Origin of the sequence: Rudaea cellulosilytica DSM 22992, from assembly GCF_000378125.1 — a bacterium.
Taxonomy (GTDB): Bacteria; Pseudomonadota; Gammaproteobacteria; order Xanthomonadales; family Rhodanobacteraceae; genus Rudaea; species Rudaea cellulosilytica.
In genome coordinates, this window is record NZ_KB899241.1 from 71,016 (window position 1) to 87,724 (window position 16,709).

A 16,709-nucleotide genomic window follows, 5' to 3' on the forward strand; every position below is an offset into this window, starting at 1 on the left:
AGCTTCGCTCCCGTGCGAGCGTTTGTCGCTCGTCTCCTTCACCCACCGTACGGCCGCTTAATGTGCCAACCGGATATAGCGTCCGCAAGGCACAAAAATTGATTTACCGAGAAGGTCCTTCCTTCCAGATGAGGTTGATTGACGCGACGTGCGTTACGCGCTGAAATCGCAAAGGAGGTCAGTGATTTCAGCAACGGCTCGAACAGGCCACAGTGGAGAGCGCATGACCAAGAACGAGATGCTGGGAGCCCCGAACAATGTGCTCAACAATTTCATGTTCGGGCTCGTGATGCCGCGCATCACTCCTGACACGGCATGGCAACAGATCACCAACCAGCACGCCACATTCCAGGCTCCTGACGGCTCACTTCTTCGCATCGACCTCACTCCTATCGCGCGTAACATTGGGCGCGCTGAAGATCGCAAAATCCTCGTGAGCGAGTTTGAGAGCGGACTCAAGCGCGCTCTCCTAACTGAAGGCCACGAAGTTCTCTTGGGATACTGTGAGGTAACAAACCAAGTTGCAAAATACAAGGCGCAGTCGTGGTTTCAGTTTGCTCGCATCATGCGCAACGTCGCCTCACATAAGAGTGGCGGTACCCTGCGTCAATGACCAGGTGACCTCACAACGGCCCGGGTCACGTCGGTTGCGTGGCGCAATCGGACGTTTGAGGCATCGCAAGTTGGAAGGAGGTTTCTTTTACTCATAACGAAGCCCTGCAATTGTTCGCTGATCAGCTTGGGTTTGCTAAGCAAGAGCTCGCATGATGGTCCCGTCTACCGGCATTTCGCGATTTCTTCGTCCGTCATGGCTGCCTTGTATTCGCATTTCGGCTTGCTCGACTGCGTCGCCAACCCACCGATGCAGATGAGCCGCCCTCGTCGCCCTCGCGTGTGCCGAGCCTCTCGTAAAGGTTGTTCGTTGAGCCACGGCTCGAAATCGCCGATGCGCTACAGCCGGATGGATTCAGCCGGGCCCGGCGCCGAGCGATAGTAGTCGTGCCGTCGGCGCGCGTGAACCATTGACGTGGACGCTTTCGCCGCTGTGGGCGCCTCCGCGCGCAGGCACGGCCGTCGGAAGCAAGAGCAGCAACGCCAAGACGCTGACAATAGACAGCTTCATGATCCCCTCCCCTGTAGTCCCGACTACATCTGCGATGAAACTGGCAACCGGTTCGCTATTTCGTTGACGGTCTAACGGCACTAAGCGAAATGCGATCGGCGTATAGGCGTACCGTCGAGCGCTTGCTACCCTACCCACCGGGAAGATCTGTCGTGGCTCGATTTCGTAGGGAGATGACATGCAACGTTTAACGCGCCTGCTTTGCCTTCCGATTTTCCTTCTGCTCTCGTTGTTAGCATCCTCAACCGATGCCGCCACGTTGATCGTCACCAGCAACGCCGATTCAGGCCCAGGCACGCTTCGCGAGGCCCTTGCCGTCGCAAGCAGCGGCGATACGATCCTGTTCGACAGCAATATGACAATTGTGGTCGCGAACCTTCTCGTCGTAGCTACCAATGTCACGATCGACGCAACCGGGCATTCCGTTGTGATAGACGGTAACCACGCCGTGGGTGTGTTTTGGGTGAGTAGCGGTAGCTCTACATTTATCCATCTCAATATACAAAACGGCTGGGGTTCCACAGGCGGCGGCGGCATTACCAATAATCTCGGCACACTGACCATCTTTGACAGCTTGCTGTCAGCCAATTCGGCTGTCGGCACCTCTGGCGGTGGCATCTGGAATTCCGGCACGCTGACACTGATTCGCACCACGCTATCGGGCAATACGGCCTCTGGCGGCGTCGGCAGCGGCGTCGGAGGTGGCATCTGGAATTCCGGCACGCTGGCACTGACCAATAGCACCCTGACCGGAAATTCGGCTGGGATGGGTGGCGGCATCTACAATTCTTACGCCGGAATTTTGAATATCACCAACAGTATGTTGTCCGGCAATACGGGAGTCGAGCCCGAAACTCAAGGTGGTGGTATTTGGAATTCCGGATCGATGACGCTGACCCACTGCATCGTTGCAGGTAATAGCGTAAGCGGAATGCTCCACACCACCTATGGCGGCGGAATCTACAATAGCGATAGCGCCACGATTACTCTTGTGGACAGCACCCTTTCCGGCAATAGCGCGATCGGAAGTTTTGGCAGTGGCTACGGTGGCGGCATATTCAACAGAGGCACGATCTCCCTCACTGGCAGTACATTGTCGGGCAATAGCGCGATCGGCGGTGGCACCGCAAACGGTGGTGGCCTCTGGAATGCTGGCAACGGCACGCTGACGAACAGTACGCTTTCGGGAAATAGCGCTTCCGCCGAATTGGCCCTCGGTGGTGGCATTTACAACGTTTCCACCACACCACCCACACTGGTAAGCGTTACGCTGTCTGGAAACAGCGTCATCGGCGGCATCGCAGGTTTTGGCGATGGCATCTCAAACAATGTTGCGAACACGTTTCCGATGTCTCTGACCAATACCGTCATCGCTGATAGCTGCGCAGGGGCCTTCACCGACAATGGCGGCAATCTCGATAGCGGAACGAGCTGCGGATTCACTGCAGCGACCTCGAAGAGCAACGCCACGTTAAACCTTGGCCCGTTGGCAAACAACGGCGGACCAACGCAAACCATGCTGCCGAGCGTGGGTAGCATGGCTATCGACGCAGGAATTGACTCAGTCTGCACCGCAGCGCCGGTAAATGGCGTGGATCAGCGCGGAATTCCGCGTCCGCAAGGCGCACATTGCGATAGCGGAGCGGTGGAAGTCGTGGTGCCGCAGACTTTGTCGGTCGGTATAACGGGCAACGGAACCGTATCGGCTGGAGCCACACCTGCGCCTCAGAGTGGTGGCATCTCGAACTGTACCAACGCGGGCGGAGCGAATTGTTCGGCCATCTATGCCGTGGGACAGGGCGTGACGCTCACTGCCATAGTGCCATCGGGAGAACACGTCACCTGGGGTGGGGCCTGCGTGTCCGCAGGCAGCGCCGCATCCGCTACGGTAACGATGAGTGCAGCTGAGAATTGCACGGCCACATTCGCTTTGAACATCGCGACAACTACCCTGACCAGCCTCTCCTTAAACAGCACTTACGGCCAACCGGTAACATTTATCGCAACCATGACGGTTGCCGCTCCGCTCACGGTCCTGCCGACGGGAACGGTGACATTCCTCGATGGTGGCAGCCCAATCGGTACAGGGACTTTGACGCTTGGCGTAGCGACATTCACCACCAGTGTCCTTTTCGCCGGTTCGCACGCCATCACCGCACAGTACGGCGGGGATGGCAATTTCTTCGCTTCGGCTCCGCAGCCAGTTTCGAACACGCTGGCAATCGCGGTGAGCAAGAAGAACACGACTGTTTCTCTCGCTGCCGCACCGAACCCGATAATGATCGGCCAGCCGGTGACACTCACGGCAACCGTAGCCGGCGATCCGCCGACGGGCTTGGTGAGCTTCAGCGACAACGGCACGACGCTGTCGTGTTCGCCAGTGACCTTGGTGCCAGGCACGACGAGTTCGATCGCGAGCTGCACCGTGACGCTCACCGGCGCGGGATCGCACTCGATCGTGGCGACCTACAGTGGCGACGGCAACTTCGTGGGCGCAACGTCACCTGACCTGGTCATCACGGTGAGCTCGCCCCCGGTTACAGCGCCGACGCTTGATCGCTGCGCGCTGCTGTTGCTCGGCGGTTTGTTGAGCGCTGGCGTGTTCTGGCGACTACGTCGAGCAAATACGCAGGTCTAACAAAAGACCCGCACGTCGGCGGCTTGGCGTGTGTCGCATTGAAATGCGCTGAGCTATTAGTCAAATGACACAGCGAAAACGGGCAAACGCCGCAAATGGCTGATTTAGTTTATATTTCTCGAACTTTCGAGTCCGGCTGAAAATCCCCGTGTCGGCGGTTCGATTCCGTCCCTGGCCACCATATAGATCAATATTTTGCCGCAATTCGGCGATTAGTCCCCGTGACTCGCTGAGCACTTGGTGCCCTCAAGGTGCCCGTAGTGCAATTCCTTGGTTTGTTTCGAGCGATGCAAGCACCTTGTCAGCGCAGGGTGTGCATCGTGCGCGTTGGACTATTCGTCATGTCGGTTGTCGGAACGAAATCTCGTCTTCTGGGAAGAGGCCGAATCGAATCTCAAGTACAAACACACCGCACCAAGCGCATTGGAGCGGAGTTTTTGCTGACCGGCAAAGGCTGCCGAAGCCCACGGCATGAGAATGCCGACCCCGAATAGTTTCATGCTCCACTCAGGGAGAATGTCGATGAAACTGCATACTTTGACAACGATCACTTCGACAATGGCCTTGAGTGTCGCATGGCTTCACAGTCCTAATGCATCGAATGGCGGACGAGCTATGGATTTGTCTAGGTTAAATTCCGCACAATGTTCAAAGACTCGTTCGCGCTTGTCTTTTATCGCGATTTTGGCGTTTACCGCGCTGGCCAATTCGGCATTAGGTCAGGATAGGGGCATCGATCCACACTTCCCGGTACGAGAACCGAGCAACCTTTCGCCACCGATCGTAGACGGGCCGATTCACGAGTGTGCCCTCGAGGTCGAAGTCTCGGGATACCTGCCGAACGCGGTCGTACAAGTCTTTGCCAACGGCTCCGAATTGATCGGCAAAGAAGTGCCGAAACACCCGCCAGCGAAGATTAAGCTCAAGAGAGCCCTGCTTCTCAACGATTCGATCACCGCCACACAAACACTCGGATCGGTGACCAGCGGCCCTTCTTACGATTCGGTCCCGGTCACGGTCTATCCCCATCTCACCACACCGGTTGTGGTGCCAAAAATTTACGAGTGCGGCCAAGTCGTACCGGCCGCCAACTTGGTCGCCAGCACCCACGTGGAAGCGACCGATTCCTCGGTTGCACCCGCTGCGAAAATTGGGAGCGATGAAAACACTGGTGATTGGGATCCGATCGTCACCAGTAAGTTGACTGTCAACCATCACATCAGTGTGCAGCAAATCGCCTGTCCGAACATTCCTACGAAAACTGCGAAGAGCGACCCGTCGGCCCCGCTGCTGGTGACCGCTGCCCCGAACCCTCCACCGACTCCCTCTCTAGACAAGCCGATTCCTGGAACCACGCAAGTCGTGCTACATGGGCTTTTACCTGGCTCACAAGTCGAATTGCACTATGGGAGCACGCTGGTTCCGGCGGGTTTGGCGACAGCAGAAAGCAACGTTGCGGATGTACCTGCAATACCGCCTTCGACGCCGATCACGGTTGCCCAAACGCTCTGCACCGCAAGCGCGCCATCGCCACCGGTTGTTGCGTCCGACAAGCCTGACCCACCAATTCTTGGCGCGCCGATATGTCCCGGCAGCCACTACGTCATGGTCGACAAGACGACGCCCGGTTTGAATGTTGTGTTGCTTCGCAGCGGGTCAGTGATCGGTTATGCGGGTGGATCCCCAGGGACTTTGAAGCTCCCGGTCGGCACCGGTGTTACGCTGGCTGCTGGAGACGTCGTCACTGTCGCGCAATACGTCACGAGCAGCTTCGGCACGTTCCTGAGCAACCCTTCAAATGCAGTAACCATCGGCTGCTCTGGCGGTCGCAACGTCGTCACGCAACACAACGACAACCACCGCACGGGCGTTTATGCATCCGAAACGGTACTGACGCCTAGCGCGGTTCTGGCACGCGGCATGCGCATCAAATGGCAGGCCCCTATTGACGGAGGAATCAATACTCAGCCTCTGTATGTGCATGATGTCGAATTCCCAGGCCACACCGCCAATGGCGTTTTCATCGGCACCGTTTGGACCAACAAGGTCTATGCACTCAACGCCGATACCGGTCAGGAGCAGTGGGTCACGACACTCGTCGACGGCGATCCACACAAGCGTGGTCTCCCGCAGGGAATCGACTCGACGCCCGTGATCGACGTGGCGAATCACCGCATCTATGTGGCGTTCAGCACAAAGAACCAGCAACTCGATGCTGCAGATCGGCCCGACAGCACTCAACCGCTCAATGACGGGAAAGCACACTTCTACCAAGACACGGATCTCAAGAATCTAGATACCGCGTTCTGGATTGTTGCTCTCGACTATCGCAACGGAAAAGAACTGGCGAGAACTTTGGTGAAAGCGTCGAACTATCGGTCAGACGGCAGCACCGTTTCGTTCGAGGCGCCGTTTCAACGGCAGCATCCCGCACTGCTTCTCGACCACGGCTCGCTCTACATCGCCTTCGGTTCCATTGCGGGTTCGGAAGGATTCCTTGACTACCACGGCTGGGTCATGTCCTATCGCGCAGATGACTTGTCGTTCCAGCGATCGTTCAACACGTCCAGGAATTACGCTCCGTCGCGCTCGCCGTACATCTACAACAATCCCGACGATGCTTCGGGAATTTGGCAAGGTGGCGGTGGATTAACCGCCGACATCGACGGAAACATTTTCTTCCTCGTGGGTAACGGCACGGCTGACTTGGCCAACGAGAAATACGGGGACAGTTTCGTCAAACTCACCCCAACCGGCTCATCTTTCGTTCCCTCGGCGTTTGTTCCATCGGACGCGAAAGCCATGGTGGATCACGACGCGGACTTCGGCTCCGGCGGCGCCCTGGCCATTCCCGGAACTGGCTGGGTGATCGGCGGCGGCAAGCCAGGCTACATGTACTTACTCGACCGAAAAGACGTGACGAAGAAGCAACAGGAATTCACAGCTACCACGAACCAATATGACAAGCCTCGCCGAGATGACACATGGGACAAGGGGCCGCATTTGCATGGGTCACCAAGCTATTGGCGAGGCCCAGATCGCCGGTTCGGAAATTTGTATGTATGGGGCGAAAAAGACTATCTCCGGCGTTATCAGTTCGACACGATTTCGGGCAAGATCAACCCTATCCCAATCCAGGGCGCTGTGCTTGCTTTGAGGGACACGATGCCAGGCGGCATGATCTCCATTTCCGCCAACGGCAATCAGGCAGGCACCGGCGTCATTTGGGCGACGCTCCCAGCAGACCGTCCCGATCCGCATCCTGGCCGCTTGTATGCATTCAACGCCGAAACGTTGCAGCCGCTTTGGGACGGCCCATATCCGTCCATGGGCCACTGGCTTGAACCAACGATCGCCGATGGCAAGGTCTTCGTCGGGACATTGTCGAAATTGCTCGTTTGCTTCGAGCTTGGCGGTGAGCGAGCGCATCCGACTACAGTGTGGAAGCCCTACCAACCACACGACATCGGTTCGCAGATGTCGATGAATGGCACGATCCATCTCGACGTGGACGAGGCACCGATGACCCTGTTGCCTCAGAACACCCTGCTCGCCCTCGCGCCTCCTGACGGAGTTTCCAAATACGCGACCTTGACCGGTCACGGTGCAACCACTTTTCGTTCGAAACAAGGGGCCGATGGTAAGTTCATATGGACCGAAGAAGAGTCCTCGGTCGAAGGAATACCGTTGACGGCAGAGCAACCGCTCGGTGAAAGCGCCGAAGTAAAACTTGCGATCTCGCCGGACCTGAAGTGGGTTGCCTCGGACGGAAGCGCCGCGGTGGCGCGGCTCGTGAAGACGTTTAACGCACCCGAGGACGACGGACCTCCTTGGCAGCTCTATGAAGTGAACCATGCAGAAGGCCATGGCATGTTTAGCGATGCCGCTTTCATTGCGCGAGTCATGACACAAGGAGGTTTGCCGCCAGACACCGCTCCGACGAGTACCAGCGCCACTGCTCGATCGGCCTTTGAAGCGCAATACATTCTCTACAAGAAGGATCGACACTGAGCTGCGTCTTAGGCTACGCCGAACTCCATGGAACCGGTCGACCCAGGCAACCGATGCGGTCCGCAATGTTCGACGTTCGGGGTGGGTTACTTTTGGAGTGCGTATCCACTCGGAACAGGTAGGTTCTTGTCGTGGACGGGACCGCTCACAATCGCCAGCTCAACCCTGCTCGGGCTGTTGAATAACCGCCAATTTCACTGAATAGCTTTGTTCACATTTTTCACACTTCCACTCAGTGTCAGCTTTGATTTCGTGCCGCCAAAGTAGCTTTATTGCACCGCAAGCGCCAAGGTGTTCAATCACTCGTCGTCTCTTTGTGAACGTCATGTGGGGAATGGCATGAGAGCTCAGACTATTGTCCTACTAGCTTCATTTGCGCTCGCCGCGGGCTCAGTTCCCTTGCAAGCACAGACACTGTTCGCGTATGCCAATCCGCTATCCGGTCCGCTGAGGTTTGCAGATCACACTTGGGTCACGGATTTCTCTGCAGAGAATGCTACTTGCCCCAATCCTGCACCCAATTACTGGTATGCCACGGGAGGTTGCCATCCTTCTGCAGGCGATAAAGCACCCCGCCCGCTTGGTCAGGCAAACGCCGATCTCCAGATCGCAAACTGTATCGCGCAGCCCAACATCAGCACGTTCGATCCGGGACCGCCGACCGCGCTGATTCGATACGCGATCAACGGTGTGTGCCACCAGATCGCGAATCGTATTCTGGCTTCGACAGCGATCGACGGAACCAAGCCGATTACGGTAAGCAAAGCAAATGGCTATTCGATATCTCGATTCGTCTACGGTGTCTACGGAACGTCATCGCAATGGGCAAAACTCAGAGCTCGGTGCGGCGCATCTAGCGGCAACGCAAAGCTCTTGATGGCGAAGGAGCCGGAACTTGCCGAAGTCGCAAGACAAGCTGATGTGTTGGATAAGTTGCCGGTGCTGCAAAAGGAACAAATAAACTTGAGACGGCGCATCAATGCGATTGATGGACGCGCACGCGCGGGAAATCTAGTCGCTGAAGGGGTCGCCTTTGAAGTCAACGAAGAGGTCAACGCATCATTGCATCGACTGCAGGCCGCAATGACAAAAGACGAGTATGAACGCTTTTTCAACTGGCCTTATGGCCAAGATATCGTCTTGGCGAATCCCGAAATTGCCGAACGTGTTCGATACCAGCAATAAAGTGTTCGAGATGATTTGTCGCTCTGCTTGCTTGATTCGATCGTGATCGCCGAAGACTCGCCCAAGCCTCTCGCCCCGTCGCGGGGAGCCGATTCAAATATTAGTTGACGGCCAAGAAAAGCACGGTCAATTGTTACTGCCTTCGAGCTCGCTGATATTCGCACGAAACTAGCCGAGCACCCTTTGTGGTGCCTACTGGAAGACTGGCTAGCGCAGTTCGCAAGTCGGTTCTGGTCCATGCCGATCAATCACGGGCCACAGAGTCAGGGGGACATATGATCAGCAAACGAACGATCGCGACACGAATGAATCGCGCGAGAAAGTGTTTGGCGGATACTGTTCGATTGCCAAGGATGCTCGCTGTTGTGCTGGCGGGAATCACCGTTATGGCGGCTTCGGTGACGGCTCATGCCGCGATTTTCAACGTCAACAACTCGGCCGACACGGTGGACAGCAGTCCGGGTGACGGCAATTGCGCAGATGCGTTCGGCAACTGCACGCTACGTGCTGCCGTTATGGAGGCCAACGCGCTTCCGGGCGCCCACACGATCAACCTTCCGGCAGGAACTTATATCTTGGCTATTGCTGGAAGGGGTGAGAATGCAGCAGCGACAGGCGACCTCGACATCACTGGCAACCTTACCATCACCGGTGCCGGTGCAGCGTTGACGTTCATCGATGGGGGCACCATCGACAGAGTGTTCGACGTTCTTCCCGGTGCGGTGGCCAGGCTTGATGGCATCACCGTTCGCAATGGCAATCCCGGCCCCGGGGGCGCGACCGGAGGTGGCATATCCAATGCAGGCACGATGGTCCTGTCCAACAGCACGGTTGCGTCCAGCACAGCTGGCGATGGCGGCGGTATCTACAACGGGGGCACGATGGCAGTTGAGGGAAGTCTGGTGGTTGGAAACGCTGGAAACGGCGGAGCGTTCTCTGACACAGACGGGCTTGGCGGGGGCATCTCCAACAGCGGGACGATGACGGTTAACAACAGCACGGTGAGCGGCAATACGGCGCCCGGCGTGTATTGGTGGGGTGTAGCAGGAGGCGGGATATTCAACGATGAAGGGATGGTGACGGTGACCGCCAGCACTATCAGCGGCAACACGGTCGGCAGCGGCGTGGTCAACTTAAATGGCAACGTGATCATCGAGAACAGCACCGTAAGCGGCAACACCGGGAGTACCGGCCTTGGCGGCGGCGGCATCTTTAACGCTTCGTTCGGGGCACATGCCACCCTCAGCCTGATTAGCAGCACTGTCGCTGCGAACCTGGCCGACGCCCCGGACGGTTTTGGCGGGCGCGGTAATGCACTGGCTGAATACGGCAGTCCCCCCGGCAGTATCACGGTCAAGAACAGCATCCTAGCCAGCGTTGTAGGTGGCGGGCTCACCTGCTACACCGCGCCGCTGAACTCCCTGGGACACAACCTGGCCAGCGACAACTCGTGTGGTTTGAGTGGCAGCGGTGACCTGAACAATACGGACCCGATGCTCGGCCCACTCGCGGCCAACGGCGGTCAAACCATGACGCACGCGCTCTTGGACGCCAGCCCTGCAATCGACGCCGTCCCTGTCCCAAATTGCACGAACGCCGCGGGGGTTGCTCTAGTGATTGACCAGCGCGGTGTGAGTCGGCCTCAAGGACCGGCCTGCGACATGGGCGCATTCGAGCACCTTCCTCCGGGGCTTCCCTGTCCTTCGGGCGCGAAGGTCAACGTGCGCTGGCATTACAGCGCGAACGGCTCCTCGGGTGGATGGAGCGGCACGAAGTCGACCAGTTGCGTAGATGGCTCGGTTGCGATCGGGCCACAGGCGATGGAGGGCGACTTGAAGGTCGCGCCGGGCGCGACGCTCAAGGTTGGCTATGACTTCACGCTGCCGGGCAACACCTCACATTTTTCAGCACTCGTCAGCAATGCCAAGGTAGTCTTCCAGGCCCGTTGCGTTTCTGGTGCGGCTCCCTCGATTGCAAGCTTCACAGCGACCATGCCAAACGCCACGTACTCGGTGACCGACCAGAGCTGGTACCCGTCAGCGGATCAGAGAAGTTCGCTGGTTTTTGAGAGATCGCTTTCTGTCCCCGACCTCTGCGGTGGCGGCCAAGTGCGCCTCGACAAGGGAGGAGTGTTCAGTGCCGTGGTGCTGTTGAACTGAACGATTGCGCAAAGCGCCGCAGTTCGGCAAACAGGCTGGGCTTCGCGCTCAGACGCGCCCTTGATGCAATCCGGTCAACACGAGTGACCGAGATTGCGTCAAGGTGCGCAAGCGCGCTTGCGTCTCCACACGTGAGCGTCTGCTTCCAGCAGGCACGAAACGTCGATTCAGCCGAGAATTGCCGTTGGAAAGTCAGCTATCTCGCCCGATTGCTCGCGCACTTCCTCCTATACAGGCAAGCAATGAACTTAGCAGCACCAGCAACCAAGGAGCCAGCGTCGGCGCCACGATGACCGCTGCATTGACCTGCTGCACCTGAGTAATTACAGCGCCTGCATTGTTCGAATCCCCCGAATAGGTCGCCGTGATCGTATTTCTGCCTTGGCTCAATGCCGTAGTCGTGTAAGTCGCCATCCCGCTTGCGTTGAGCGTGACCGTAGCCAACACTGTCGCGCCATCGGCGAAAGTTATCGAGCCGGTCGGGGACGAAGCGGGCATCCCAACTGCGTTGCGCACTGCTGCGCCACCGCCAGCTGTGACTACACTAGGCACTGCGGTCGTTGCTGAAGCCGTCACACTCACTGTCGCCGTGAACGTCACTGCTTGTCCAACCGTTGAGGGGTTGGGTGCGCTGGTCAGCGTCACCTGCGTCGTGGCTGGGCGCACGCCAAGCGAGGTGGTAGCACTACTACCGGCAAAGTCGCCGGCACCCGCATAGGCGGCTGTGAGAATCAAAGTGCCTGCATTCGTCGGCGTCAAACTGCAACTCGTCGCCGGCAGTACGATCTGGCATTGTTCGCCTATCCCATCGTCGATGGTGATCGTGCCTGTCGGCGTACCCACCGCCCCCGGACTCGTCACGCTCAGTATTGTCGCAACGCTCACGCTGTTGCCCAGCGTGATCGCACTCGGCGCGGTGATCGCCAATGTCGTCGTCGCGGGATTTACCGTGATCGTCGTAGTGGCATTCACCGGTGACGAGTAGTTGGTCGCGTCGCTGGGAGCGAATGACACCGACAAAGTCTGGTTCGCGCCAGAATGAAGCACCGTACCCACTGCCGGCGTGTAGGTGAACGTGCCGGCGACCGGATTGTTGTTGAAGCTCGCCGTCGCGTTCAATTGCGCTGCACCCAGCGCGGTACCGTAGGTGATCGCAGTGGGAGACGGCCATGCCAGCATCGGTGTCGCTTGCGTCACGGTCGCGCTGTTGCTCGCCGCGGATGCGGGGCCCCGTCCCGCCGCATTGGTCGCAGCGATAACGAACGTATACACCCCCGGCGGCAGCGAATTGAAGGTCACGCTCGCGCAAGGCGCCGTGCACGAAGCCGTGGCGCCTCCGGGTGATGCCGTTGCGACATAGCTTGTAATCGGCGCGCCTCCGGTGTCTATGCCCGCAGCGAAGCTGATCGTGGCTTGCAGCGCGCCGCCGCTTGCGCTCGGCGTCGCCGGTTTGCCCGGCGTCACCGCTAAAGTCGTATACAACGCGGCGCTTGGTACGCCGTTTACCCATGCCCGTATGCGTACCGGTCCCGCAGGAAAACCCGCGAACGCGCTTGCGCTGCCGGTGAAGTTTGTATCGCTCAGCGACACTGCTTCGCCGTTCGCCACAAACAGCATCTGGTCATTGTCGATGCGCTGCACTTGAAATATCGACGCATTCGTCGCCGAGTTGTTGCTGCCTCCTCCGCTGGCCTCGAAGCGCGGTCGGAAACCTGTCGCGGCGATCGCGCCGTTCGAGTCGGTGGCGCTGCCGATTGCAGTCGCAGCCAGCGCACTGGTTCGCAAAAGGAAGGGGCTGGTCGCACTGAGGTTCGGCTGGCGCTGCGCAACCGGAGTGAGACCGGGATCCGCCAGCTCGGCAGCGCTGGCAAAGATCCCAGTATTGCCGTTGTAACCGCCTTCAAAGAGCACCTTGCCCGAGAGCAGTAAAGTTGCGGTGTGGGCGAGGCGCGCTGTCGCCAAATTTCCCGCATCAGACCAAGTGTTGCTCACCGGATCGTACAGTTCGGCGCTAGCCAGGCATCCGCCGTTATTGACGCCTCCTGCCACGAGCGTCTGACCCGAGGGCAGCAACGTTGCGGTATGACCTATGCGCGCCATCGCCAAACTCCCCGCCGACAACCAAGTATTACTTTCTGGATCGTACAGCTCGGCGCTGGCAAGGTAGCTGTTGGTGTTTTCCCAGCCTCCCACCACTAGGAGCTTGCCGGAGCCCAACAAAGTCGCGGTATGGTCGAAGCGCGCGATCGTCAAGCTCCCCGCCGGCGACCAAGTGTTGCTCGCCGGATCGTACAGCTCGGCGCTGGCGAGGGGTGTGGTGCCATTGCTGCTGCCACCTACTACCAACACCTTGCCGGAGGGCAACAACGTGGCGGTGTGGAGATAGCGCGCGGTCATCAGACTCCCCGCGGACGACCAAGTGTTGCTCGCAGGATCATAAAGCTCGGCGCTGGCGACGACATTGTTGCCGCTGCCAGAGCCAGCCACCACGAGTACTTTGCCCGAGGGAAGCAAGGTTGCTGTGTGGAGTCGACGCGCGGTCGTCATGTCTCCCACGGACGACCAACTGTTGCTTTCCGGATTGTACAGCTCGGCGCTTACCAGATAGCCGCTATCGTCGGCGCCCCCAGCCACGAGCACCTTGCCGGAGGGTAACAAGGTTCCGGTGTGATCGATCCGTGCCATCGCCAAACTCCCTGCGAACGACCAATTGTTACTCTCGGGATCGTACAGCTCGGCGCTGGCTAAGAGGTCGTAACCACCGTGGCTGCCGCCGCCGCCTGCAATAAGCACCTTGCCCGAAGGCAGCAAGGTCGCGATGTGCTTTTGGCGTGCCGTCATCAAACTCCCCGCCGCCGACCAGTTGGCGCTCGCGGGATCGTACAACTCGGCACTTGCCAGGGTGCTGCCGTCGGAGCCTCCGGCCATGAGTACCTTTCCCGACGGCAGCAAGGTCGCGGAGTGCAAAAAGCGTATCTGCGTCAAACCGAGTGCTGGCAGCCAAGTATTGTTCGCCGGATCGTACAGTTCCGCGGTGCTGGACTGGTAGACGCCGCTGGTATTGGTCCCCCCGACCACGAGCACTTGGCCCGAGGGCAGCAGGGCCGCGGTGTGGCCCCAGCGCGACCACGACAAAAGCCCACCCCCCGACCAGGAGTTGCTCGCCGGATCGTACAACTCGGCGTTGCGGTAGGTTGTGAAACCGTCGGTGAGGCCTCCCACGACAAGCACCTTGCCCGACGGCAGCAAGGTCGCGGTGTGGTTTTGACGCCCCGTCGCCATGCTCCCTGCCGACGACCAGGTATTCGTTGCCGGATCGTACAGTTCGGCGCTGGTGATATCGCCGCTGTGGTTTGTACCACTCGCCACGAGCACCTTGCCCGAAGCCAGCAAGGTCGCCGTGTGGCGAGCGCGTTCCGTTGTCAGACTTCCCGCGGCCGACCAGGTATTGCTCGTCGGGTCGTACAACTCGGCGCTGGCGAGGTCATAGCCGGCGGCGCCGGTGGCGCCGGTTCCCCCTGCCACGAGCACCTTGCCCGAGGCGAGCAAGGTTGCAGTGTGCCAACTGCGTGCCGCCGTCAAGCTCCCCGCGGCGGACCATGTGTTGCTTGCCGGATCGTATAGCTCGGCGCTGGCCTGGACGTTACCGCCGATGACAAAACCGCCCACCACGAGCACCTTGCCCGAGGGGAGCAAGGTCGCGGTGTGGTCATGCCGCGCCGTCACTAAGCTCCCCGCGGCCGACCAGGTATTGCTCGCCGGATCGTACAATTCGGCACTGGCGAGATAGTCATTGTTTTGGGTGGCGCCACCCGCCACGAGCACCTTGCCGGAGGGCAGCAAGGTTGCGGTGTGGTTGCTTCGCGCTGCATTCAAACTCGCCGCAGCCGCCCAAGTTCCCGTTTGCGCTTGCGCAGACTGCGAAGCAAGCATTCCGCAAAGGGTCGTCAGGAAGAGACCCAGCAGCGCAATCACTTGCCACGGGTTCATTGCAAGGGCAGGCGTTGCAGGAGCAACTGACGCGACCGCGAATATCTTTGAACCCACACACATGTGCCGATCGTGACAACTGTCAAACATATTCAGCCCCTTAGAGAATATGGATTCCTTCAATCTGCGCACCCGCCCTGCTCCCAGTCGCGGTTCAGTTTGGAGTCTGGGATTACTGTAACCGAGTCTCGGCCAAATGTTTGGCATAACGCCTGGGGCAGCGTCAGGAATCACTCGGGTCACGAAACTATTCCGGCACTTGCGACCTTTTCGCAATTTGTCGCATCTATAGCGTCGTGAGCGGCTCATTCTTCGAACTCGACGTACCCCAAAGCCTCGTCGACCGCGCCCGCGGTGGCGATGTCGCGGCGTTCGAACAGCTTTACCGGCGCTTCGAGCGGCCGGTGTTCAACCTCGCCTGGCGCATGCTCGGCGATGCCGACGCCGCGCGCGAGATCCTGCAGGACGCGATGCTCAAGGTGTTCCAGCGCATCGGCCAGTACCGCAGCGACGCGCCGTTCTGGGCCTGGCTGCGCCAGATCGCGACGAACGAGGCGCTGATGCGCCTGCGCCGCGACAAGCATCTCGACGACCGCGCCGAGGTGCCCGAAATGGTCGACGACTCGGCACCGCCCTGGGTACGTGCGGATTCCGCCGCGCTCGAACGCGCGCTCGCCGGCTTGTCCGCGCTGACGCGCAGTGTGCTCTGGCTCTACCACGTCGAAGGCTACGCACACCACGAAATCGCCGAGCAGCTCGGCAAGACGGCCAGCTTTTCCAAATCCCAGGTTGCGCGCGGTACCGCGCGCCTGCGCGAGCTGCTGGAACCCCGCGATTCCACCGCATTGTCAAAGGGCACGATGTCATGTCCGATAGAACTCAACCCAGCGGCGCTGGCGAATTGAACGCACCCGCGCCGGTTTCCCTGGCCGAGGCGCTGCGTGCCTTGCCGCCGCTCGCGCCGCCCGCGGACGCCTGGACCGAAATGGCGCAGAAGCTGGCATGCGAGCCGGTGCCGGCCGGGCGCAAGCCAGCGAGCACTGCCCGCCGCCCACGCCATCGCATCTGGCCGATCGGCATCGCCGCCGCGCTCGTGCTCGCTTTTTCCGCAGCGGCGGTCCTGCGCATGCAGCATCTGCAACGCTTGCAGCAACCCGAACGCGCCGCAACCGCGCAGGTCGCTGCGACCGAATCGGGCGTCGCCGCATCTTCCGTACACAATGTCGCAAATTCCACAAATTCGCATGATGCTTCGTCCACAGGTGCTGCAGACCTCGCCGCGTTGCAGTTGCGCTCGCGTTCACTCGAGCGTTGGCTGCGCGATACCGGCGCTGCGTCCGCGCCGCAATCGACACAGGACCTTGCCGCCAGCGCGGAGATCGAGGACATGATCGGCCTCGTCGATGTGCAACTCGGCGCGACCGATCCGGCCGATGCGAATGCGGCGCTGTCGCTCTGGCACCGCCGCGTCGCCCTGCTCGAAGATCTGTCGACGCTGCGCTATAGCGCGAACGCGCTGAGCCTGCGCAATGGCATCGCCGTCAACGACGCCTCTGCGAACCGAATGGATGCGGCTCCCGCCGTCTGGAGAAACTAGAGAAAC

At 59.5% G+C, this 16,709-nt stretch carries 9 protein-coding genes; 7 read left to right on the plus strand and 2 right to left on the minus strand.

The features are described 5' to 3' along the window. Positions 1 to 223: 223 nt before the first annotated feature. Positions 224 to 613: a hypothetical protein gene (locus F455_RS0100410; RefSeq protein WP_018971273.1), complete on the plus strand. Its 390-nt coding sequence runs from the start codon at positions 224 to 226 to the stop codon at positions 611 to 613. 354 nt (positions 614 to 967) lie between these two features. On the opposite strand, the gene F455_RS22750 is transcribed toward F455_RS0100410, so the two are convergent. Beyond that, complete coding sequence (locus F455_RS22750; protein WP_157578350.1) at positions 968 to 1,123, minus strand: hypothetical protein; 156 nt, start codon at positions 1,121 to 1,123, stop codon at positions 968 to 970. Between the two features lie 178 nt (positions 1,124 to 1,301). Here F455_RS22750 and F455_RS22305 point away from each other — a divergent pair, with 178 nt between their 5' ends. From F455_RS22305 to F455_RS0100450, 4 genes are all read left to right on the plus strand, one after another. After that, positions 1,302 to 3,761 carry an Ig-like domain-containing protein gene (locus F455_RS22305; RefSeq protein WP_083918733.1) on the plus strand — a complete coding sequence of 820 codons (2,460 nt, stop codon included), beginning with the start codon at positions 1,302 to 1,304 and terminating at the stop codon, positions 3,759 to 3,761. Between the two features lie 522 nt (positions 3,762 to 4,283). Further along, positions 4,284 to 7,772, plus strand: a complete 3,489-nt coding sequence (locus F455_RS0100435) for a DUF3455 domain-containing protein (protein ID WP_169337266.1) — start codon at positions 4,284 to 4,286, stop codon at positions 7,770 to 7,772. Positions 7,773 to 8,111: 339 nt separating this feature from the next. Beyond that, the gene (locus F455_RS22755; protein ID WP_157578352.1) at positions 8,112 to 8,957 is read left to right on the plus strand and encodes a hypothetical protein; all 846 of its coding nucleotides are present in this window, start codon (positions 8,112 to 8,114) and stop codon (positions 8,955 to 8,957) included. 275 nt (positions 8,958 to 9,232) lie between these two features. Continuing rightward, positions 9,233 to 11,116, plus strand: coding sequence for a right-handed parallel beta-helix repeat-containing protein (locus F455_RS0100450; protein ID WP_157578353.1), 1,884 nt, complete (start codon positions 9,233 to 9,235; stop codon positions 11,114 to 11,116). Positions 11,117 to 11,308: 192 nt separating this feature from the next. On the opposite strand, the gene F455_RS21660 is transcribed toward F455_RS0100450, so the two are convergent. Next, the gene (locus F455_RS21660; RefSeq protein ID WP_083918734.1) at positions 11,309 to 15,415 is read right to left on the minus strand and encodes a Kelch repeat-containing protein; all 4,107 of its coding nucleotides are present in this window, start codon (positions 15,413 to 15,415) and stop codon (positions 11,309 to 11,311) included. Between F455_RS21660 and F455_RS0100460 the strand changes: the two genes are divergently transcribed. Both F455_RS0100460 and F455_RS19170 read left to right on the plus strand, forming a co-directional pair. After that, positions 15,403 to 16,011 carry an RNA polymerase sigma factor gene (locus F455_RS0100460; RefSeq protein ID WP_018971283.1) on the plus strand — a complete coding sequence of 203 codons (609 nt, stop codon included), beginning with the start codon at positions 15,403 to 15,405 and terminating at the stop codon, positions 16,009 to 16,011. The genes F455_RS21660 and F455_RS0100460 overlap by 13 nt on opposite strands. Then, entirely contained in the window at positions 15,972 to 16,703 is a 732-nt protein-coding gene (locus F455_RS19170; protein ID WP_157578355.1) for a hypothetical protein, read from the plus strand. Before F455_RS0100460 ends, F455_RS19170 begins: the two co-directional genes overlap by 40 nt. The last annotated feature ends 6 nt before the right edge of the window (positions 16,704 to 16,709 follow it).